The sequence below is a fragment of the Alistipes sp. Marseille-P2263 genome, from assembly GCF_018101075.1.
Taxonomy (GTDB): domain Bacteria; phylum Bacteroidota; class Bacteroidia; order Bacteroidales; family Rikenellaceae; genus Alistipes; species Alistipes dispar.
In genome coordinates this window covers 22,430-43,425 of record NZ_JAGQEJ010000003.1, presented here as the reverse complement: position 1 = coordinate 43,425, position 20,996 = coordinate 22,430, and the positions used below count along the sequence as shown (strand labels likewise).

Sequence of the window (20,996 nt, the reverse complement as noted above, 5' to 3'; positions counted from 1 at the left end):
TTATTTTACAAGGGAACAGGGTACTGGCCGAAAGACCGGTACTCTTTCCCGTTTATAACAAGCCAATGAAACATCTGATACGACATATCATTCTTCTATGCGGGTTGCCGCTGTTGCTGGCGGGCTGCATGGAGTGGGACTACGGAGATGCGGTGGAAGATTTCAACGCTACCGGAGCCGGGTTGTTCATCACCAACGAGGGCAACTTCCAGTACGGCAATGCCACGTTGTCGTACTACGACCCCGAAACCCAACAGGTGCAGAATGAAGTGTTCTTCCGTGCCAACGGCATGAAGCTGGGCGACGTGGCGCAATCGATGTGCATCCACGACAATAAGGGCTGGGTCGTGGTGAACAATTCCCACGTGATTTTCGCCATCGACCTCAATACGTTCAAAGAGGTGGGCCGTATCACGAACCTGACTTCGCCGCGCTATATCCATTTCCTCAGCGACGAGAAAGCCTATGTCACCCAATTGTGGGACAACCGCATCTTCATCATCAACCCCAAGAAATATGAAATCACCGGTTACATCCAGGTGCCGGACATGACGATGGAAAGCGGCTCCACGGAGCAGATGGTGCAGTATGGCAAATATGTCTATTGCAACTGCTGGTCGTACCAAAACCGCATCATCAAGATCGATACCGAAACGGATCAGGTGGTAGAAGAACTGAAAGTCGGCATCCAGCCCACCTCGCTGGTAATGGACAAGAACCACAAGATGTGGACGATCACCGACGGTGGGTACGAGGGTTCGCCCTACGGCTACGAAGCCCCGTCTCTCTACCGCATCGATGCCGAGACGTTCACCGTAGAGAAGCAGTTCAAGTTCAAGATGGGCGACTGGCCTTCGGAGGTGCAGCTCAACGGTACGGGCGACAAGCTCTACTGGATCAACAAGGACATATGGTCGATGGACGTGGATGCGGAACGTGTTCCCGTGCGCCCGTTCCTCGAATACAGCGGTACGATTTATTACGGCCTGACCGTCGACCCCGTGCGTGGCGATGTCTACGTGGCCGATGCCATCGACTACCAGCAGCAGGGCATTGTCTACCGCTACTCGTCCGAAGGTGAACTGATCGATGAATTCTATGTCGGGATAATCCCCGGCGCATTTTGTTGGAAGTGATGGGCAGGATACGACACCTATACCATCTCATCTTCGTTACCAAAGGACGCAAGATGACGATTCCGACAACGGGAAAAGGATTGATGCTCGAGCGGATGACACGGATTTTTACAGGGAAAGGTTGCCGCGTACATGCCGCCAATGCCTTTCTCAACCACGTGCATGTACTTGTCGAGATTCCGAATTCCGGGGATTTCAGCAAGATCGTGAACAAGGTGAAAGGCGCCACGGGAACGGTATACCAGAAAACCCCGGAATATGCCGACTTCTCCGGTTGGGCTGCCGGATTCGACTCGTTCAGCGTGTCGTTCAGCGACCTTCACCGGCTCAGACGGCACATCGAGGAGCAGCATACAATCCATCAGGAGATCTCGTTCGAGGAAGAATACGGACAACTGCTTGAAGAGAATGGGTTCGACCCGCATCAAACGTCCGTGCCGGCATCCTCCACGGTACATTTTTCCGCGAATACCCACCCTAAAAACGGAATCAAATGATTTATACGAAATACATACTTTTCTCGCTACTGCTCGTCTGTCCGTCCGTATTGTCCGCGCAGGGAATCACACGACGCATCCACCAGATAGACGAGGTCACGGTGTGGGGCAAACGCCCGATGAAAGAAATCGGCGTGCAGAAGACGAAGTTCGACTCGCTCGCACTGAAAGAGAACATTGCCTTATCGATGGCCGACATTCTGACGTTCAATTCGTCCGTGTTCGTCAAGAGTTACGGACGCGCCACGCTCTCCACCGTTGCTTTCCGCGGCACGTCGCCCAGCCACACGCAGGTGACGTGGAACGGCATGCGCATCAACAATCCCATGCTGGGTATGACCGACTTTTCCACCATACCGTCCTACTTCATAGATCAGGCCTCGCTGCTTCATGGCACGTCGTCGGTGAATGAAACGGGCGGCGGACTCGGCGGACTTGTCAAACTCGGTACTACGCCGCAGGTCGGCGAGGGCTTCCATGCCCAATACGTGCAGGGCATCGGGTCGTTCCGCACGTTCGACGAGTTCGCCCGCTTCACCTACGGCAGCGACCGATGGCAGGTCTCGACCCGCGCGGTCTATTCGTCGTCGCCCAACGATTACAAGTACACCAACCACGACAAGAAGATAAATATCTACGACGAGGAGAAGAACATCATCGGACAGTATCATCCCAAGGAACGCAACCGATCGGGTTCGTTCAAGGACCTGCACCTGTTGCAGGAGGTATATTACAACACCCTGAAAGGCGACCGTTTCGGGTTGAACGCATGGTATATCAACTCCAACCGGGAACTGCCGATGCTCACGACCGATTACGGCGATGAGACCGCCTTCGAGAACCGCCAGCGGGAGCAGACGTTTCGTGGTGTCCTGTCATGGGACCATATCAAAGAGAAATGGAAAGTCGGCGTGAAAGGCGGTTATATCCATACGTGGATGGCCTACGACTACCGTCGTGAGGTGGCGCCGGACAACTGGGCCTCCATGACCCGTTCGCGGAGCAAGATAAACACGTTCTACGGACAGGCGGAAGCGGAATACTCGCCCGGCAGGAAATGGTTCTTCACCTCGAACGTATCCGTGTACCAGCATCTCGTGCGCAGCGAAGACAAGAACATCATCCTTCAGGATGGCAACAAAGCCGTCGTCGGATATGACAAGGGGCGTGTCGAGCTCTCCGGTTCTGTATCGGCCAAATGGCAGCCTGTCGAGCCGTTGGGCTTGTCGCTGGTCTTGCGCGAGGAGATGTCGGGCGACAAATGGGCTCCGCTCATCCCGGCATTCTTCATCGACGGACTGATTTCGCGCAAAGGGAACGTGATGGTGAAAGCCTCCGTATCGCGCAACTATCGTTTTCCGACTTTGAACGACCTCTACTTTCTGCCGGGCGGCAACCCCGACCTTAAAAACGAACACGGCTTCAGCTATGACGCCGGAGTGAGTTTCGATGTCGGCAAAAAGGGGGTATATAAACTGGGCGGCAGCGCAAGCTGGTTCGACTCCTACATCGACGACTGGATCATCTGGCTGCCGACGACCAAGGGGTTCTTCTCGCCGCGCAACGTGAAGAAAGTCCATGCCTACGGTGTCGAAGTGAAGGCCAACCTTGCCGTGCAGCCGGCAAAGGACTGGCTGATAGACCTGAACGGTTCCTATTCGTGGACCCCCTCCATCAACGAGGGCGAAAAGATGTCGCCCGCCGACCAGTCGGTGGGAAAACAACTGCCTTACGTGCCGGAGCACTCCGCCTCGCTGACAGGACGGCTGTCATGGCGGACGTGGGCGTTCCTCTACAAGTGGGCTTACTACTCGGAACGTTTCACCATGTCGAGCAACGATTACACGCTGACAGGCCACCTGCCCCGGTATTTCATGAGCAATATCTCACTGGAGAAAATGCTGTCGTTCAAACCGCTGGATGTACAGTTGAAACTTGCCGTCAATAACCTGTTCAACGAGGACTATCTCTCGGTGCTGTCGCGTCCTATGCCCGGCATCAACTTCGAGTTCTTCATCGGCATCACCCCGAAATTCGGGAAAAGCAGAAAATAATGTAAACGTAAATAAGGTAATGATATGAAAGTATTAAAGAATTTGAGCCTGATGGTGCTGCTTGCGCTGGCATTTGCAGGCTGTCGTGGCAAGAGTTCCCAACTTGCCGATTTCAACAAACAGCTTTACGCTCCCGAATATGCCTCGGGATTCAAGATTGAAAGAGCAGACGGCAGACAGAGCGTGCTGGTTTCCGTCATGAATCCGTGGCAGGGCGCGGATAGCGTCACCACCCGGTTGTTCATCTCCCGTAACGGGGAACCCGTTCCCGAGGGTTTCGACGGGCAGGTCCTCGAAGGGGATGCGCAGCGCATCGTGGCGATGTCCTCGACCCATATCGCCATGCTCGACGCCATCGGCGAGACGGCACGTGTGGTCGGCGTTTCGGGACTCGACTATATCTCCAATCCCGACATTCAGGCACGCCGCGACAGCATCGGCGACGTGGGTTACGAGGGAAATATCAATTATGAACTTCTGTTGTCGCTCGACCCTGACCTTGTGCTGCTTTTCGGCGTGAACGGGGCCAGTGCGATGGAGAGCAAACTCAAGGAGCTCGGCATCCCGTTCATGTATGTCGGCGATTATCTCGAAGAATCTCCGCTGGGCAAAGCCGAATGGCTGGTGGCGCTTTCGGAGGTCGTCGGGAAACGCGCGAAGGGCGAAAAGGTATTCGCGGATATTCCGATCCGATACAATGCGCTGAAACAGAAAGTGTCCGGTGCCGTTCTCGATGCCCCGTCGGTCATGCTCAATACGCCCTACGGCGATTCGTGGTTCATGCCCTCGACGGAAAACTATGCCGTGCGGCTGATTACCGACGCCGGAGGCGACTACATCTACAAGAAGAACACGGGCAACTCTTCGACGCCTATCGACTTGGAGGAGGCATACCTGCTCGCTTCGGAGGCCGATATGTGGCTGAACGTCGGCATGGCGAACACACTCGACGAACTGAAAGCCGCCTGCCCGAAGTTCGCCGATACCCGCTGCGTCCGAAACGGCTATGTCTATAACAACAACGCCCGCACCAATGCCGCCGGAGGCAACGACTACTACGAATCGGCCGTCGTGAATCCCGACCTTCTTCTGCGCGACCTCGTGAAGATATTCCACCCCGAGTTGGTCGAAGAAGATTTCGTATACTACAAACAACTGAAATAGATGCGTTCACGCCCCGTCATCCTGTTCACCGCGTTGTCCGTGCTTACGGTCGGCCTCTTCCTGTTGGATTTGGCTGTGGGCGCGGTTCGCATTCCCGTCGGCGACGTATGGGCGGCCCTGACGGGCGGCGACTGCCCGCGGACTACGGCGAAAATCGTACTGAACATACGGCTGATAAAGGCGGTTGTGGCTCTGCTGGCCGGGGCGGCGCTATCGGTCAGCGGCTTGCAGATGCAGACATTGTTCCGCAATCCGCTGGCCGGCCCCTACGTGCTGGGCATCAGCTCGGGTGCAAGCCTCGGCGTGGCGCTCGTGGTGCTGGCAGGCGTCGGCTCGTCGATAGGCATCGCCGGAGCGGCTTGGCTGGGTGCGGCCGTCGTGCTGCTCGTAATCGCTGCCGTCGGACACCGCATAAAGGACATTATGGTGATATTGATTTTGGGTATGATGTTCTCGTCAGGCGTGAGCGCTGTCGTGCAGATATTGCAATATCTGAGCAAAGAGGAGGCGTTAAAGGCGTTCGTCATCTGGACGATGGGGTCGCTCGGCGACGTGACGGTGCCGCAGCTCGCCATCCTCCTTCCGTCGGTCATCGTCGGGTTGCTGCTGGCCGTATGGACGATCAAACCGCTCAACCTCCTGCTCTTCGGCGAGGAATATGCCGTAACGATGGGACTGAATATCCGCCGTTCGCGCGGTCTGCTGTTTCTCTCGACGACGCTGCTGGCCGGCACGGTAACGGCTTTCTGCGGCCCGATCGGCTTCATCGGTCTTGCCATGCCTCACGTCGCGCGGATGCTCTTCCGCGAGGCCGACCACCGCGTGCTCCTGCCGGGAACCCTTCTCTCGGGGGCGGCGGTATTGCTTCTTTGCGATATCGTTTCCAAAATGTTCACTTTGCCCGTAAATGCCATTACCGCACTGCTGGGAATCCCGATAGTCGTATGGGTGGTTTTACGCAATAAATCGATGACGGTATGATAGAACTGTGCGATTTTTCCATAGGCTACGCAGAGAAGAGGCTTCTCGATAAGGTCGATGCCTCTTTCAAAAGAGGACAGCTGACTGCCCTTATTGGCAGGAACGGCACGGGGAAATCTACACTTCTCCGTGCCATAGCCGGACTGAATCATAATTATTGCGGTAAAATCCTGCTCGACGGACATTGTATCGCAAACATGAGAACTCCGGAGAAGGCAAGGCAACTGGCATTTGTCACGACCGAGCGCACACGCATCGCCAACCTGCGGTGCGAGGATGTCGTGGCTATCGGCCGCGCCCCTTACACCAACTGGATCGGCCGCATGCAGCCTCAAGATAGGGAAATCGTCATGCGGTCGCTCTCTTCGGTCGGAATGGAGGCGTATGCCGGCCGCACGATGGATAAGATGTCGGACGGTGAATGCCAGCGCATTATGATAGCCCGTGCTCTGGCTCAGGAAACGCCCGTCATCCTGTTGGACGAGCCGACCTCGTTTCTTGACATGCCCAACCGTTACGAATTGTGTTCCCTGCTCGCACGGTTAGCGCATGCTGAGGGCAAATGCATTCTGTTCTCCACTCACGAACTGGATATAGCCCTCTCGCTGAGTGACAGAATAGCCCTTATCGATACGCCCGTCCTTCACTGTCTGCCGACCTCCGAAATGATCCGCAGCGGGCATATCGAGCGGCTGTTCAACAATGCCGCCGTACAATTCGACCCCGTGAGCGGGATCGTGAAATCCATGCCAAGAGACTGACTTTCCTGTCGGGAAACACGTCAGACGCAATGAGGGTGTCCCAAAAAGTATTTGGCACCCTCGTATTCGTTGTAAGACATGTCGTTTATTTCGATACCTCGCACATCAGCACGCCTTTCCCCGTCACATCGGCTTTCGAGACCGTGATGGATTTTCCCGTGTAGGTCTTCACGACGGAAGTCCCGGCAGAGTTCCACAGTTTCCATGTATAGGTATAAGCTGTCCCGCCCGTGTCGATTTCCTCACCGCCCCTGTATAACACGGCTTTGGCATCCACGTCATTGCCGTTGTTCTTGATGGTGAACCCCTTCTGGCTGACCAGATCAACCGTGATGGGGTCGGACATATCCGTGAAGGAGATGATGTCGCAGACGACCTTGTTCGCCGAGGCGTTGCCCGCCGAGGTGTCCGTATCCTTGATGGCGCACTTGAAGGTCTCGAAGTTGAGAACGGCATCTGCCGTAATCGTGATTTCGTTTGTCGTCCAGCCTGCCGTCACGCCCCGAGGATTGGTCGAGGTAAGGCATGCCCAGCCGGCACCCAGCATGGAGTTGTAGTAGGGACACGAAACGGCGGCTCCCGATGCGGCTGCGGCACTCAGTGCGGAGGTCAGCGTCACGACCTTCGTGGAGGCGTTGACTGCCGAAATGGTGTACTGTGCCGATCCTATGGTTATCCTGCCTCCCGCCTCCATGTTCATTACCGAAGCGACCGTTATGGTCGTGGCTCCGGCTGCCGCGGCAGCTGTCAGTGTCGTGCCCGCGAATACCGCCGAATCCTTGATGCCCCACGCGTAGGTGACGTTCGTCGTGTCGATAGAGGCTCCGCGCCACAGGTCGCAATGCGCCCTGAGCGTCGCCACCTCGTCGTTCTTGAATACGATGCCGTCGGGTGCATACGCCACGGCGGCGATCATCGCTCCGGCGTTCAGGTGCTGCGTGAACTGAATCTCCGCCCGGAACGGAATCTCCAGCCCGTTGGCGTCGATGTAAACCGCCTCGAAAGTATAACGCACTTGCGGAGCGGAAACGGTCATGTGGTTGGCTTTGACGGTAAGGGCATACTTGGCCGATGCCGCGCCGATGGTGCAGCTGTCCTGTCCGGAGACGATCGCCGTACCGTTCTTGTACCACTTGGCCGAGCCGCTCTTCACGCCTGCCGTAAGCGTCGCGGCATTGCCTACCGAGGTGATCTGGTCGGTCGCCGCCTGACCGCTGACGAAGAGCGAAGGGGTAAGTACCAGATAGGGAGAAGCCGCCCACGAAGGGGCATAGGCATTGTTGTCTCTGTTGTACACCTGTGTCAGGGGCTGCGAGGAGCCGATGAATGCCTGCAACGATACCGCGTCGTTCTGGTCGATGATGGTGACCTGCCCGCGGGCTACTTTTACTGCCATAATAGATTATCGGTTATTTGTTATTTCCACTTCGCAATCGAAAACGGCCTTGCGCCACACGTCCCCGCCGGTTATCTCTATCTCCCTGCCGTAACGCGGTGCGGCGTTCCATATCCTGTCACTCTCCGTATCGCGGCTCGTCCGTATCCAGCGGAAATTGCCGTCGGGAATGAGCGATGTAATCTCTTCACCGCCCCTGTACACCCTGGCACGGAGTACCGTCGAGACGATTCCGTTGCGGAATGTCGTGCCGTTTTCAGACTCCACATAAACAGTATAGGAGGGAGATCCGTCGTAAAGTTTGAAAAAGGTATGGGTCGCACTGATTTTTTCATTACGGTATGTTGCCGTGTAGCGGAGGGTCAGCACGTCGCGCCCTTCCCAGCCATGAAACGGGGGTGTCATTTCAAATACGGCGGCATTGCATCCGGCATCTTTCCATATGCCGTCAACGGCAAGGTATTCCCACTGCCGACTTTCCGGCTCGAAATTGTATTCGGTCGCCACAAGCGGGATATTCTCCGGCTCGCATGCGCCTGAAAGCTCGTCCTTGAAATGGAACGCCGTGCCGCCTGTCAGGGAGACGGAACGGGGCTTGAGCAGTTCCTGCGCCTCCTCATCGAGGTCTTCCCAGCGGATGGTCACATCGCGCAGTTCGATGGTATCCTTGCCCCACTTGAACCGTCCCGAGGCGAAATGGCCCGTCCCGTCCGGATGGATGACGAAAGAACCGTCCCGTGAAACGATCGAGCCGTCTTCGTTCAGCCGCAACAGGGGATTCTGTATGGTACCCCCGATACCTCCCTTATTGAACCAGGCACCGTAATCGTCCGTGTAGGACAAGGCTTCATCGGTCGCCTGATAGGGGGTCACGTTCCTTCCGGCCTCCAATTGAGGGGCGGACAACGACAGGGGGACGGAAGCGGCAATGCCGAGACACATGACGGGGGAATCTGACCCGCGTATGAGGAACGGGACATTATAACGGACCCATCCTTTACCGGCAGCCACCGTCCGATCACCGACAAGATGTTCATCCTGATAGAACCGGATGGCTGCCGTATCTTCCGCTTTTATCCAGACTGAGAAACAATAACAGACTCCTGTATGAGCCTCCCGCCAGGCGGCACTTTGCGCACCAAGAAGACTGTCTCCGGCTATCCGTACACACCGCCCGAGTCCGGCGGGAGATGTTTCATCCAGCTCTTCCGAATGGCTGAACCGGCAGGACAGGCTGTCGGGTATGACATTCTTGTGGATTTTGCCCACATAAAACGTGCTTGAAAAACCGTTCTCGTCTCCCGCGGTAAGCGTGCCGGCTATATTGACATTGCGTGTGGCATAGAGATTCTGGAAATAGGCCCCGTAACCATCCAACATGCCGAAGACCGGATCGATGATGCCGCTGACCTTTCCCACACGGGCCTTGCTCGCCTCGCTGAAAGCGGATACGGAGGCAAGACGAACAATGTTCAGGTCGGCGACCTCGCACCAGTCCCCCTCGGAGGCCAGGCTTGATGTCAGGTCAAGAAACAGGCTCCGGCTGTACTGTGCCGGGTAATCCACGGTGATGACCCATAACTTGTACTTCCATTCCCGGCCGATGGAGATTTCATCTTCCGCATCCGTCTTTTCACGGTTCGTATAGCCGAATCGGATCGGTACGGAACCTGATGTTTTGGAAGACCTGACCTTGAACGATACCAGCAGGCGCTCCGGGTATCCGACCGGTTCTTCCAATGTCAGCATCAGCCCGAAGGAAGCGTTTCCTGCCGGTTCCGCGTTGCGGATAATGCGGACAATGCGTGTCGCTTCCGAATCGGCATCCAGATATTCCGTTTGCAGCATGCTGCCATAAACGGCGTACCTGGACTTGTCCGGCACTCCCGCCATGCCTCCGTCCATGACGGGATAGCACAGGGAGCGTTCGGTCGCCATGCCGTCGATGACATCCATATAGGGTGAATCGCTGTCAGAAGCCGTCAGGTACAAGGCGCCGCTACGTGCCGTATCGAACAGGTTGGTAATCCGCACGAAGTCCAGCAGTTCACCGCCCTGCGGTTCGTCCCCGTCCAGCAATGCCCCGATGAAATAAGGGGCGTCCTTGTCTCCGACAAGCTCCGTTCCGGTTTCTGTCACGCACATCAGCGAATAGACGGTACGCTCCCGTTCGGCATATTGCCTGCGGATGATATCCCCGGCTTGCAGTCCCTGTGTCTTCTGCGAGTCGGGGGCAATACGGATCTTGTATGTCGGATAACGGAATACGGACATGGATTATGACAGTTTTTCCACGGTGTCTCCCGAACAGCTGTCGCTGATCCAGAAGGAACCGTTGGTTACCGAAGTCTTTTCGACCTCGAACTCATAGGCGCGGAACTTACGGCGGGCCACCACCTCGTCGAATGTGGCGGAGACGCCTCCTGTCGTCCGGTTCCGGCGGACAGCCCATCCGCTTCCGGAAAGGCCCGGGGAAAAGAACTCCGAAGAGAGCGACCCGGTAAAGACGCTGTTTCCGTAATGCCGGATACCGTCCTCCACCGCTTGCAGGCGTAACGCCTCTGTCAAGTATAGGATTCTGTCAGTAATCCGGGTGGGCGACGCATGGATTCCGATATGCCCGGCTGCTTCCAACGGAACAGCGACCGTAACGAAATCGGCATCGGTGCGGATATGGAACGATTCGCTGTGACGGTTCTGCGGGGCATAACAGCTCACGGACGGACGGTGTGAAAAATCCGTGCTGTGAGGGATAGCCGTCCTTACGTCCTCTTCCTCGTAGATTACCTCGGAAGAAAGCGATACGCGCTCCCTGTCGCCTGTGAACATAAATCCCTCTGCTGTGCCCATCCGCAAGCGCTTGTGGATAACGATACCTTCATCGGAAGTGTCTACCCGGTATGAGGAGAGCAGGTCGGCGCCGTAGTTGTGGCGGACAGTCAGCGAGCCCGGAAAACAAGCCTTTCCGTAAGGGGAAAGCATCAGACACTCGCCGTCCACGTCCGATATGCCGGAGAACAGGCGTATCTTCGGGGTATGGTCGCCGCCTAAAAGAAGGTCACCGCCGATACTCCCGAACTGTATCTTGTCCTTGTCGGTACAGAGCAGTACGGGAACATCTCCGATCCGGATGCCGAATCCGTCCAGGAACGAGAGGAACCCGCCGAGCGCGACATCCTCTTCCGAAAACGAAAGCAGACATTTCCCTTTGTCGCCCAGTTCCACGCCTTGCAAGGCTTTCAGTCCGCCATCCATGACCGTACTCCCTCGCACCGTCAGATTCCGTCTCACCATGCCGTCCCGCATCGTCCAATCCACCGTGTCCGTATTGGCGTTGCCACGATGATAGACATCCTGCCCGCCCACGGCCAGCCGTGTCGGGGAGATGGATATTCCTGTATCCTCGTCCCCGATAATCCATGCCCCTTTGGAATGTACCGTCGCATCCAGAAAGTCTATATGGGAAGCGTTGATTGTAGCGGTGGCCTTGTCCGCGTCGTAACGGAGCAACTGCCTGCCGCCGATATGCAGGCTGTCGCCCCCGACTTTCAGGTTGCCGGTAATCCTGATACCGTACTCGATGGCAGTTACCACACCTTCCGGATCGGTAATGTCCTGCGAATAGGTTTCCAGGATACGGGTGTTTCCAATGCCGGCTTCGAAACCGTAATTGGCACTGAGCTTGCCGGTCATGTCACCGCCCGATTTCTTCAGGTAATCCAACAGCAAGCCACCGCTTCCGGAACCGCCTTCTCCCGTAACGGCTCCGGCAATGGCGGATGCAAAACCGTAAGCGGTATTCTTCAGTCTCAGGCTGGTCTCGTCGCCTTCCTCGATGCCGTAAGGATGCTCGTCGTCCTTTTTCTGCTGGGCATTGAAAAAGTTATGGTACAGCTGTGCATAGATGGAATAGCACAGGCTCTCCTTGTCGAGGGTTTCTATATCGGGATGCAGTTGTACGCTCATTTGGTATAGCTGGTCTTGGAAAGAAATTTCTGGATACGTGATGTCAGCGAGATGAAGTTCGGCATATTGATCGGCGACATCGTGCCCATCAGTGTGGGAGTCATGATTTTCGAACATTCCGTCAGGAAGTCGAGCATCAGCCGGGCAAGCTCATTACCCAGAACCAGCGGCTCGGTGGCATTCTCGTCACCGAGCGTCACCTTGTTGTCGGCAACGGCAACGGTCGTGGAATTGACCTTTTGTACCACTTTATCTGCTGTCTGTCTGACTTCAGACTTGTCCACCGTATGCGTGATGCTTTCCGCATCGATAACGGTTGTCGCTTCCTTGTCCTTGTCATTCCTAACGGTTGTTGTGACGGCCGTCGGCGTATAGTGGGTGGAGGTCTCGTTACCGGTGGTTTCCAGTTCGTCGTAGTCCGGGGAAGAGTCGTTTTCCGGATCCAGTTCCTCCATTTCGGTCACGCCGATGACGGTTTCCGTGCGGGCATTGAGCCGCAGGATATCCACATGGGAGAAGTTAACCACATAGGCATAACGGGTGGCGGCATCCATGAAGATGGTCACGTCGGAAAAAAGTGCGGGGACGATCAGGAAGCCGCCTTCGCTGTTGGTGGCGGCCGAGAGCAACACGCCTTTATGGATAACAGGTTCGGCGGAGGCCGTCTCGTCCGGGTACTCGCCGACATCAATGGTACCGCCGTAGTCGGAAAACTCCTCGTCCGAGGGGTTGTCGTGTATCTTGGCGACATAGCCGTGTATCATGCGGGCCGTACCGATACCGGACATGCCTCCGGGAGCCAGATTGATACGCTCCATACTCCGTCCCAAGGCTATCTTGCGGATAGCCTCACGGATAAGCAACTGGTTGGATTTGTCTGAAGACATGAGTTTTTTGAAAGAATAGGAGGAGCATAGTTTATTGGTTGCCAATTATTTTGTACTTTTGCAAAGACAATGATATTACTTATGAAACAAGAAATTTTAGAATCCTATATTACATATATATTTGATTTCTTTCAAAAATCAAGATGCTTTAAAGCCGGGCAAGGTAACATGCTCAGAAATTTTAGATTTGCAGCTGAAAAGCAATTTACTCGTAATCAATTGGGTATATTGTATTTCCTGGTAAATACCCTCATTGATAATGGCTATCTCTACTTAAAAGATAGAGATTTTATAGCTCTTACGGAGAATGGTGCCGATGTTATAAATGGGGGAGAGTGTGTTATTCCTAAAATTTCCCTTGAGCGGACAATTTATGAAAAAGAGACCAGTAGATCAGATATATATGAACAGCTTTGGAATATTATCGGATCGAACAAAGAAAATGATTATGCGCCGCTGTATGTAGATGGACCATTGTTTTATAATACAATCAGGCCATATTTAACAACATTGTCGTTACCTCATACATATGGGGAATATATGGCAGAATTGCGGGAAAAGGAAGAATTTACATCAAGAATTAAATGGTATAGGACTTTATTTTTAGCTCTTGATGAGAATGATGTACAAAAATTCCTCAAAGATTTGTCTATCAAAATAAACAGGCTGCTGCTAATGAATACTCCAAAAGATGCGATACAAGAAGCTTTGAATCCTTGGGCAGATGTAGACATTCCTACAATCGATAATACGCCTCTGCCTGAAATTCTCAATAAAGTGGCGGAAGAACCAATTGTGAATAAAAACAAGCCGTTTGTGTTGATTTCGTATGCGTGGGAGGTAGAAGACAATGTCTTTATGAATTGGATTCAAACTTTCGCCAAAGATTTGCGAAGACGAGGGATTGATGCTCAAATAGACCAGTATCAACCTCATGGAACTGACTTGCCTAAATTTATGCTTGAAAGCATCCGTAAGGCAACTAAAGTTCTGTGCATTCTGACTCCAAAGTATAAAGAGAAAGCTGAATCCGGTAAAGGAGGTGCCGCTTATGAAGGGGGTATAATATCACATGAAATATATAACAATCAGGGAACCACTAAATTTATACCGGTTGTACGCAAAGGGTCTTTTGAAACTTCGACACCGGATTTCATTAGTGGAAGAAAAGGTTTTGATTGCTCTACTGACGATAAATACAATAGCGAACTTCCGAATATTATCAAGGTAATAAACGAAGAACCATTGATAGAAATTCCTCCTGTTGAATAACGGTAAATCTTATTTCCTAATTTTATACGGAATACTCAGTTGTTGCCTGTATCCACCCACCCCGAAAGTAGTCGTTACCTCTTCCACGAGGTATACGCCGTTCTTGGAAGGATTACGGTAGTCGATCAGTTCCACCTGTACGGCAGGAGACAGTCCGAAATCCCCGAATACTGTCACATTGCCGGTGATTCCGTTCAGATTGTAATTCCGAAAGTATTCCGTCGTCTCTTCTACAAGCCGGTCGGAATTGATTCCGACATGAGGTGACATATATGGTACGATGGTATATGTGGATAAATCCACCTTGGTCCTGGTCTTCGCTCCTGATGCCGTCGTGTTGCCCGTTACTTTGTGCGTCTTTTTTGAAATCTGCGTGGCATTGACCGTCTGAAACTCCTTGCTGCCCGGCGTCGCCGGGTCGTATTCAGGATTCATGCGTACTGTCACCTCAAAGAATTTTTCATCCGTCCCGAGTGCCTTGCCCGTCACCGCCAAAAACTTCGGATCGGTCTTGACCACTTTCAGGTTGCTCTGCGCCACATGCTCGTTGAAGTATATCCTGTACGGTCCTGTCGATTCATCCTCCGGGAATACCGGCTGAGCCTTGCTGGACGAATAAGGACGCCCGACGGCAATGGACGGTATGGCCCCGTCATCATCGGCATCGTATTTTAAAAAACAGTAGACCTTGTACTTCGACCATTCGGAAAGGATATCCGCTACCGTGAAGTTGTCCGTGACCTTTACCTTGCCGATATGTATCTCAAACCGCTTCGTATCCGAGTGTATCCTGAAGCCGGTATCTTTCAGGATATTATACTTGCCTTCCAGCACCTCGTTCACCGTCGTCCCTTTCGCCGGGGTCTCGAAATGAGGTGCCTGTTTCAGTTTGAGTTTGTAGGCCATATTCTCACACTGGATTTCCAGCGTGCTGTCCGAATTGTATCCGGTAATGTATCCGTCGAACATATTTTTCAGCACGCCGTTGTAGCCCAGCTTGATATTGATGCGCTGTCCGACCTTGAATGTCGTCTCGTCAACCAGACGCTGCGCGCTGCGTTTCTCGATGATGACACCGTCCTGCATCACCTCCGTCGTTATCCTCGACACGTCCTTGCCCTCCAATGTCACGTTCCCGATAATCGTGGAGCGGCATACCGACCCTTTCGGGAATATCACTTTGGCCGTTCCGATCAGCTTCTTGTAACTCTCGTTGATTTCGAGCGACTGGACTTCCGTAATCTCCACGCCGTTCTGTATCCTCATCGGATTGGATGGGTCGGCATCCCCGATGGTGATGCGACAGCAGAGGATATCCATTGCAGCTATACCCATAAACGTGTCAGTTTAAGCAACGAGGCGGGGTCGATGACCTCCGTACCGAATTTAACATACTTGATCCACTTGTTCGTGTGCTTGATGGCCGTGTCCACCTTTTCCTGTTCCGCCAGTTTCAGTTCCACGGCTTCCGATGGCTCCACGGCGACACAGTTCAGCGAATACGGCTGCACGTTCCGGCAATCCGTAGGCTGTAAGGTATAGCCCTGTATAATCAACCGTGAAATGTTGAACTGGCGCAATACCGTGTTGTCGCAATCGATGACACCCTTGTATTGTACCAGCCTGATAAACTTGGACACTTCCGCCTCGGGATACACGTCCGGGTATTTGGAGGTGATCTTGCCGTTGATGGTAATCTCGAGGTCACCCCCGGATATATATTCCTTGCGGGTATAGTCCCGCCCCTGTACCCGGGTCAGCAGGATATTGTTCCGGCTGCTGACCTGTACCTGCGGTCCCAGGTCCACGAATGTCACCAGTCCATACCGGCTGTTCGGCAAAACCTTGCACTCGCTGTTGTCATAATACTTCCCCTCCTCTGATATGGACAGTTCCAGAAAATCCGCCACTGTCCGGCCGACGATGGAATCGATATGGTTTTTCTTCTGCGCCACCGCCTGCTGTTCCCTGATGAGCTGGTAGTACTGTCCGGTCTTGTTCGCAAGGCTGGACTGCGACTGTGTCTGAAGATATTTGTCCCGCACCTGCTGTTCCCAGTATTTGAGGTATCGGGGATAGGAACGTAGCAACCCGTAAGCCGTCTGCGAGGCAACCTGTATGGCTGCCCGTTTGAGCAGGTCATGGTGCCTGGAGAAGTAATGTACCTGCCCGTCCTGCAATTCGGCAAGCCCCATGCCCAACGCCAGACGCGTGGCGTTGCTGATGTATCCGCCAAGCGAACCGTGGTTGAGTATGCCTCCGCTCAACAAAGTCGAGGCCGCGATTTGTATCAGTCTTCCCATAATCCTTTCATTTTATGCGTTCCAGGAGGCATCGAAGTCATGCACGACATCGATGAGCGCCTGTGCCAGTTGTTCTTTCAGGTTCTGTATCTCTTCCGTCTGCCCCTCCTTCGACTTCATCAGGTCGATGGTCCTGACACTGAGCAGGCTCTCTATGTTCACGATGACCTGTTTAGGTGCCGCCGAGGACAACCGCCCCGTGCCGGAATAGTTGCCGCCGGCCCCTCCGTCATCCAGATGCGTGTTGGTAATCGGGTTGGCAGCAAACGGACGTGTATCGTTGGAATCCGGTTCGTTGCCGTACTGGTCGGGAGTGAAGCCCGCCACGCGGAGGATGTTCTCGGCTGCCTCCGCCGAACCTCCGAAAGTCTGCCGGAGCGATGAAAAGAACTTCACGAGTGTCGTATGTGCCAGCTTGCGATGCGCGATGTTGTCTATACGCTGCGCATCGGTGGCGTTCTGCCCCAGTGCCCGCTGTTTCCATAGCCCGTTTTCGTCCTGCTCGAATCCCCAGGCCCTGAACTGGTCAAAGTCGAACCCTCCCTTACGCATCAGCTCATGCGCATTGGCGGCACTCGATATGGCATTCCGATAAGCGGTGGCGGCACGCACAATCTCCGGAACGGTCTGCGTGTTCATGTACCGGGCATAGTCGTATGTGCGGGCGGCAACCGCTTCCGACCTGTCCCCGATATCATTCACATAGACGGCCTTGCCATCCTGCATACGCCACAAAGACTTGTCGAGATCCTTCTCCTGTTGCCCGAAACGCTCCTTTACCGTCTTGAGGAAAGCGTCCACTTCCAATACCGTACCCATCTTCCCGAACTCGGCGTACGCGGCATCGATACGTGTCTGGCTGTCGCGTTTGGCAAGGGTGACAAGCGCATCCCTTATGTCATCCTGACGGGCTTTGTCCATGTTATACACATGGTCTCGCGATACCATCCCCTCAGATGAAGCGATGGCAAATTCCCCCAAGAACCCGGCCCACCAGTTGGATGTGAAGGCTCCGATTTTATGTCCCGAAGCCTCTTCGATACTTTTGCCGGCAACGACCTCGTCCACGGCACGCTTTGTCTTGACAGCCATGTTATAGGTCTCGCTCAGGGAGGAGTAAAGTGCCTCTATGGACGGATAACGGTACTTGCGGTTCGATTCGATCTCTTCCAGTACGGCATCCTTCGCCTCCTTTATCTTCCAGGTCTTGTAAGCCACCCATCCCAAAGTCCCGACCAATGCGGCTATACCTGCCGTGGCGGCAACCGCGCCTGTACTGATGGCACTCAACGAGGCGGCAGCACCGGTCAGTCCGCTGCCGGTAGCCACCTGTGTGGCAAACAGCGACTGCAGGACTCCTTTGGCTCCGATGACACCGCCCCCGGCCATCAAGGCGCGGTTCATCGCTCCCCGTCCCGCCACGCCTGCGGACTGCATGGCCGACACGATGGCCCGCTTCTGGGCAAACGAAACCTTACCGATACCACCCGCCCCCAGCAGCCCCTGCACGGCACTGATTGATGTCGTGGCCGCAGACTGTTTGCCGATAAACCCCATGGCGATGCCGATATTCGTCAGGGCTCCCGCCACCTTGAACAGCCGGGTCGCGACAACGCCTGTAAAGACAAGCGGTTCTATCCAATGGAAATTGCGGGTCACCCATGCGCCGATATTGCCGATCACGGTGAAGATGTCCAACAAGGCATTCCCGATGGACACCAGGCCACGGGTAAATTCCGGAGCCTTGAACTTTGCCAGAAAAGTGCGGAGCACAGTGCGGATAGAGGGTTCCAACACCTCGTATGCCTGCATGAACCCTTCGGTCAGCTGGGAGGTCACCTGCGCCCACAATCCCTTGGTCGTATTCTGCTTTACCAATGCCAGTTCTGAGGAAACGCCCTGGGACCCCCGGTTATATGAAGTCAGTTCTCGTAGTTTGTCGTAGTTCTTCAGGAACATCATCGCCGCGTTACCGCCAATTTTCCCGAAGATTGCCTGGACATCCGCCATCGACGCGCCCTTCTTGTTCAATTCCTCGAAAATGTCCGCTATAGGACGGAGTTTCTCGACCTGCACCCCCTCGATGTCGCGCATTTCCGTGAACCGGATGCCCAGGCGGTCCAGAACTTCCTGTGCCTCCTTGGTAGGTTTGGCAAAACGTGTGGAAAGAGCACGCAACGAGGTTCCCGCCAGCGTTCCCTTCAGACCCATATTGCCCAAAAGACCGATGGCGGCACTGCTTTCCGTGAAGTCCACGCCCGCCATACGCAGGTAACCGGCAGCCATCTTGTATGACTCCGCCATCTCCACGATATTCACATTCGAGCGGGAAATGGTGGAGGAGATAATGTCCGCCACGCTGTCCATGCTGTCGTTATGGATATCATAACCGGCCATGATGTTCGTGGCCAGGTCGGCGATATACGACACGTCGTTGTCACCGATAAGTGCCAGGTTCGTGATCGGGCGGATGGACTTGTTGATTGTCTCGATATTCATGCCCGCCATCGACAGGTATTTGACGGCACCGGCAATCTCCACGGCTGTGTATTTCGTGTCGATGCCGATTTTACGGACATGACGGGCCATACTGTCAAAACGGGTCTCGAATGTCTTGAGGTCGCTGTCCGCCACACGGAGGATGGAATGTGCCGATTCCATGATGTTGGAATAGTCGATGGCCTTCGTCAGTTCCGAACGGATCAGGCTGTAACCCATATAGGCATTGAGCATCGAAGCGAACGGGAGGTTCCTGAGTGACGGCGCTTTCGAATACTGGATACGGTTGATGGCGGCACGGCGTTTACTGCGGTAGAGCGTACCGGCTGCAGTATGTTCCCGCTGCATGAGCCTGACGGACTGCATCGCATTGCGCTGTTCCTGCCGTCTTGCAGCCTGCTCGGCCTTTATACGTTCCGTTTCTGCCTTACGGCGTGCCTGTTCTGCCTGCCGGCGTATTTTCTCCGCAGCACGGGCGGCATTCTTGCACTCCCGTTCTTTAGCCCGCGCTTCATCGGCACGCCGCTTTTCCGCCGCGGCGGTTTCTGCCAGAGCCGCCTTACGGCGCTGGTCTGCGGTAAAGAGCTCCTCCGCGTGGACCAGTTTCTGGCGATGCAGCTGCTGTCCTGCATAAAGCCGTTCCATCAGTTTTTGCCGGGCCTTTTCGGGCATTACGAAGGCCTGCGGAGCATATGGCACCGGAACGGAAGGTGTGAGTCCTTCGGATGGTATGCCTCCCTGCATGTTGAAAGAAATGACAGAAGCACTTTTGATACGACCCAATAGGGAAAGTATCTGCTGCAACCTGTTTTCCGCCGTCCCGGTCTTGATTTGCAGTTCCCGGTCACGTTCCATGGAAACCAGGGCGGAGTTGATTTTCCCGATGGCTTTGGTAATGCGTTTCTGCGCGTCTGCCATCGTGCCAACGGACGAGGCGGCATTCTTTTCGATCTCCGCTTTGCGCATCTCGGCAGCCTTTTTCTCGTAAAGGCTTTTGGCGTTGGCCTTGATTTTCTTGCTGTCCAAAGCCTGACCGGCATTGATGGTCAGGCTGATGCCTTTGGAAAGCGTGGAAATATCCGTGAGTAACCCCTTGATACGTTCCAGCTTCTCTTCGCTTTTTTTCGTATCGATGGTCAGGCGGTAATCGAAATTACGTTTCTTGCCGTTCTTGGTGCGGAACACGCGGTCTATCTCGTCCATCATATTCTTGATGTTCGTGACGGCCGGAGTCAGGGACGCTTTCGCCTGTACCAGCTTGCCTACCGCCTCACCGAAGGCGATAACCTGCTTGGTGCCCTGAGAGGCATCCACGTTGATGGAGTAGTTGACCTGATAGTTCTGTTCCTGAGCCATGGTAATGGGTACTGCGTTAAAAGAATAGTCTTTCCGCAAGGGCGGAGATTATGAAACGAAGGCCGCCGCAAACCGGAAGCTTACGGCGGCAGGTCAAGGAGTCCTCTCCGGCAATGACATCGGAACGGGCATACGGCTGATGAGCATCTGCTCGTGCAGCCACAACGCCTCTTCGGAAAGCATCGCGAACTCCTCGTCGGAAATCGTGTCGAGGTTGACGCCGGGAAAGTAGTGGCGGACATAGATCATCCGCTGGCGGATGCGCTGCTCGTCGGTCACTACCCACCGGCTTATAAGTTTACCAGGACACTCTGGCGGGTGGTGATCAGCTCGGAAAGCTGTCCCATCAGACCGAACAGGAAGAGCGACTCGTCGTCCACGAGTTCCTTATCTCCGTCCACGAAGCAGTCGCGGGCCAACGTGCGCATGGCGATTACCTCGTCCTTTTTGGAAGCGGCCATGAATTTGCTGAACTGCGGAAAGCTCGGTTCGGACATGTAGGCCACATAAATCTCTTTCTCGCCGTTTGCGGTGTCTCCGAAAACGACCATCGGACAAATCTTGCGGAGTTTCTTCTCCTCTTTCAGTTTGAGGGCTTTTTCCTTGATCTTGATCTCCTGTTCCAATGAAAGCATTTTTTCGTCCATATCGAATTTGTTTTGATTCACCGAAAGAGTAGGACAAAGAATCGTGGAAAGGTTGAAGACACGGTTCTTATTCACTT

At 54.3% G+C, this 20,996-nt stretch carries 16 protein-coding genes; 7 read left to right on the top strand and 9 right to left on the bottom strand.

Going from position 1 to position 20,996, the window contains the following annotated elements; translation table 11 throughout:
- Positions 1–65: 65 nt before the first annotated feature.
- The 6 genes from KB554_RS04850 to KB554_RS04825 are packed head-to-tail and all read left to right on the top strand — an operon-like array spanning position 66 to position 6,593.
- On the top strand, positions 66–1,136 hold the full coding sequence (locus KB554_RS04850; protein ID WP_004293583.1) for a glutaminyl-peptide cyclotransferase: 1,071 nt from the start codon (positions 66–68) through the stop codon (positions 1,134–1,136).
- A complete protein-coding gene (locus KB554_RS04845) occupies positions 1,136–1,633 on the top strand; it encodes a transposase (RefSeq protein ID WP_004303978.1) in 498 nt (165 codons plus the stop codon). Before KB554_RS04850 ends, KB554_RS04845 begins: the two co-directional genes overlap by 1 nt.
- Positions 1,630–3,687, top strand: coding sequence for a TonB-dependent receptor (locus tag KB554_RS04840; protein WP_004293585.1), 2,058 nt, complete (start codon positions 1,630–1,632; stop codon positions 3,685–3,687). The genes KB554_RS04845 and KB554_RS04840 overlap by 4 nt, the downstream gene beginning before the upstream one ends.
- Positions 3,688–3,711: 24 nt before the next feature.
- Positions 3,712–4,851, top strand: a complete 1,140-nt coding sequence (locus KB554_RS04835; RefSeq protein ID WP_004293586.1) for an ABC transporter substrate-binding protein — start codon at positions 3,712–3,714, stop codon at positions 4,849–4,851.
- Positions 4,852–5,832 carry an iron ABC transporter permease gene (locus KB554_RS04830; RefSeq protein ID WP_004293587.1) on the top strand — a complete coding sequence of 327 codons (981 nt, stop codon included), beginning with the start codon at positions 4,852–4,854 and terminating at the stop codon, positions 5,830–5,832.
- Positions 5,829–6,593, top strand: coding sequence for an ABC transporter ATP-binding protein (locus KB554_RS04825; RefSeq protein WP_004293588.1), 765 nt, complete (start codon positions 5,829–5,831; stop codon positions 6,591–6,593). Before KB554_RS04830 ends, KB554_RS04825 begins: the two co-directional genes overlap by 4 nt.
- An 85-nt stretch (positions 6,594–6,678) precedes the next feature.
- Here KB554_RS04825 and KB554_RS04820 read toward each other — a convergent pair whose 3' ends face one another.
- From KB554_RS04820 to KB554_RS04805, 4 genes are read right to left on the bottom strand one after another with little or no spacing between them, the layout of a single operon-like run.
- Positions 6,679–7,989 (bottom strand): hypothetical protein, encoded by a 1,311-nt coding sequence (locus KB554_RS04820; protein ID WP_004293589.1) that lies wholly within the window; start codon positions 7,987–7,989, stop codon positions 6,679–6,681.
- Positions 7,990–7,995: 6 nt separating this feature from the next.
- Positions 7,996–10,263 carry a hypothetical protein gene (locus KB554_RS04815; protein WP_004293590.1) on the bottom strand — a complete coding sequence of 756 codons (2,268 nt, stop codon included), beginning with the start codon at positions 10,261–10,263 and terminating at the stop codon, positions 7,996–7,998.
- Positions 10,264–10,266: 3 nt separating this feature from the next.
- A complete protein-coding gene (locus tag KB554_RS04810) occupies positions 10,267–11,955 on the bottom strand; it encodes a hypothetical protein (RefSeq protein ID WP_004293591.1) in 1,689 nt (562 codons plus the stop codon).
- A complete protein-coding gene (locus KB554_RS04805; protein ID WP_004293592.1) occupies positions 11,952–12,842 on the bottom strand; it encodes a hypothetical protein in 891 nt (296 codons plus the stop codon). Before KB554_RS04805 ends, KB554_RS04810 begins: the two co-directional genes overlap by 4 nt.
- Positions 12,843–12,923: 81 nt before the next feature.
- Between KB554_RS04805 and KB554_RS04800 the strand changes: the two genes are divergently transcribed.
- Positions 12,924–14,114 carry a toll/interleukin-1 receptor domain-containing protein gene (locus tag KB554_RS04800; protein ID WP_224200102.1) on the top strand — a complete coding sequence of 397 codons (1,191 nt, stop codon included), beginning with the start codon at positions 12,924–12,926 and terminating at the stop codon, positions 14,112–14,114.
- A 9-nt stretch (positions 14,115–14,123) separates the two neighbouring features.
- Here the strand turns inward: KB554_RS04800 and KB554_RS04795 are convergent, their stop codons facing one another.
- From KB554_RS04795 to KB554_RS04775, 5 genes are all read right to left on the bottom strand, one after another.
- The gene (locus tag KB554_RS04795) at positions 14,124–15,449 is read right to left on the bottom strand and encodes a hypothetical protein (RefSeq protein WP_004293594.1); all 1,326 of its coding nucleotides are present in this window, start codon (positions 15,447–15,449) and stop codon (positions 14,124–14,126) included.
- Entirely contained in the window at positions 15,440–16,417 is a 978-nt protein-coding gene (locus tag KB554_RS04790; RefSeq protein ID WP_004293595.1) for a DUF6046 domain-containing protein, read from the bottom strand. Before KB554_RS04790 ends, KB554_RS04795 begins: the two co-directional genes overlap by 10 nt.
- 12 nt (positions 16,418–16,429) lie before the next feature.
- Entirely contained in the window at positions 16,430–20,272 is a 3,843-nt protein-coding gene (locus KB554_RS04785; protein WP_004293596.1) for a phage tail tape measure protein, read from the bottom strand.
- Between the two features lie 93 nt (positions 20,273–20,365).
- Positions 20,366–20,551 carry a hypothetical protein gene (locus KB554_RS04780; RefSeq protein ID WP_004293597.1) on the bottom strand — a complete coding sequence of 62 codons (186 nt, stop codon included), beginning with the start codon at positions 20,549–20,551 and terminating at the stop codon, positions 20,366–20,368.
- Between the two features lie 11 nt (positions 20,552–20,562).
- Positions 20,563–20,919: a hypothetical protein gene (locus tag KB554_RS04775; protein ID WP_008860783.1), complete on the bottom strand. Its 357-nt coding sequence runs from the start codon at positions 20,917–20,919 to the stop codon at positions 20,563–20,565.
- Between the last annotated feature and the right edge of the window lie 77 nt (positions 20,920–20,996).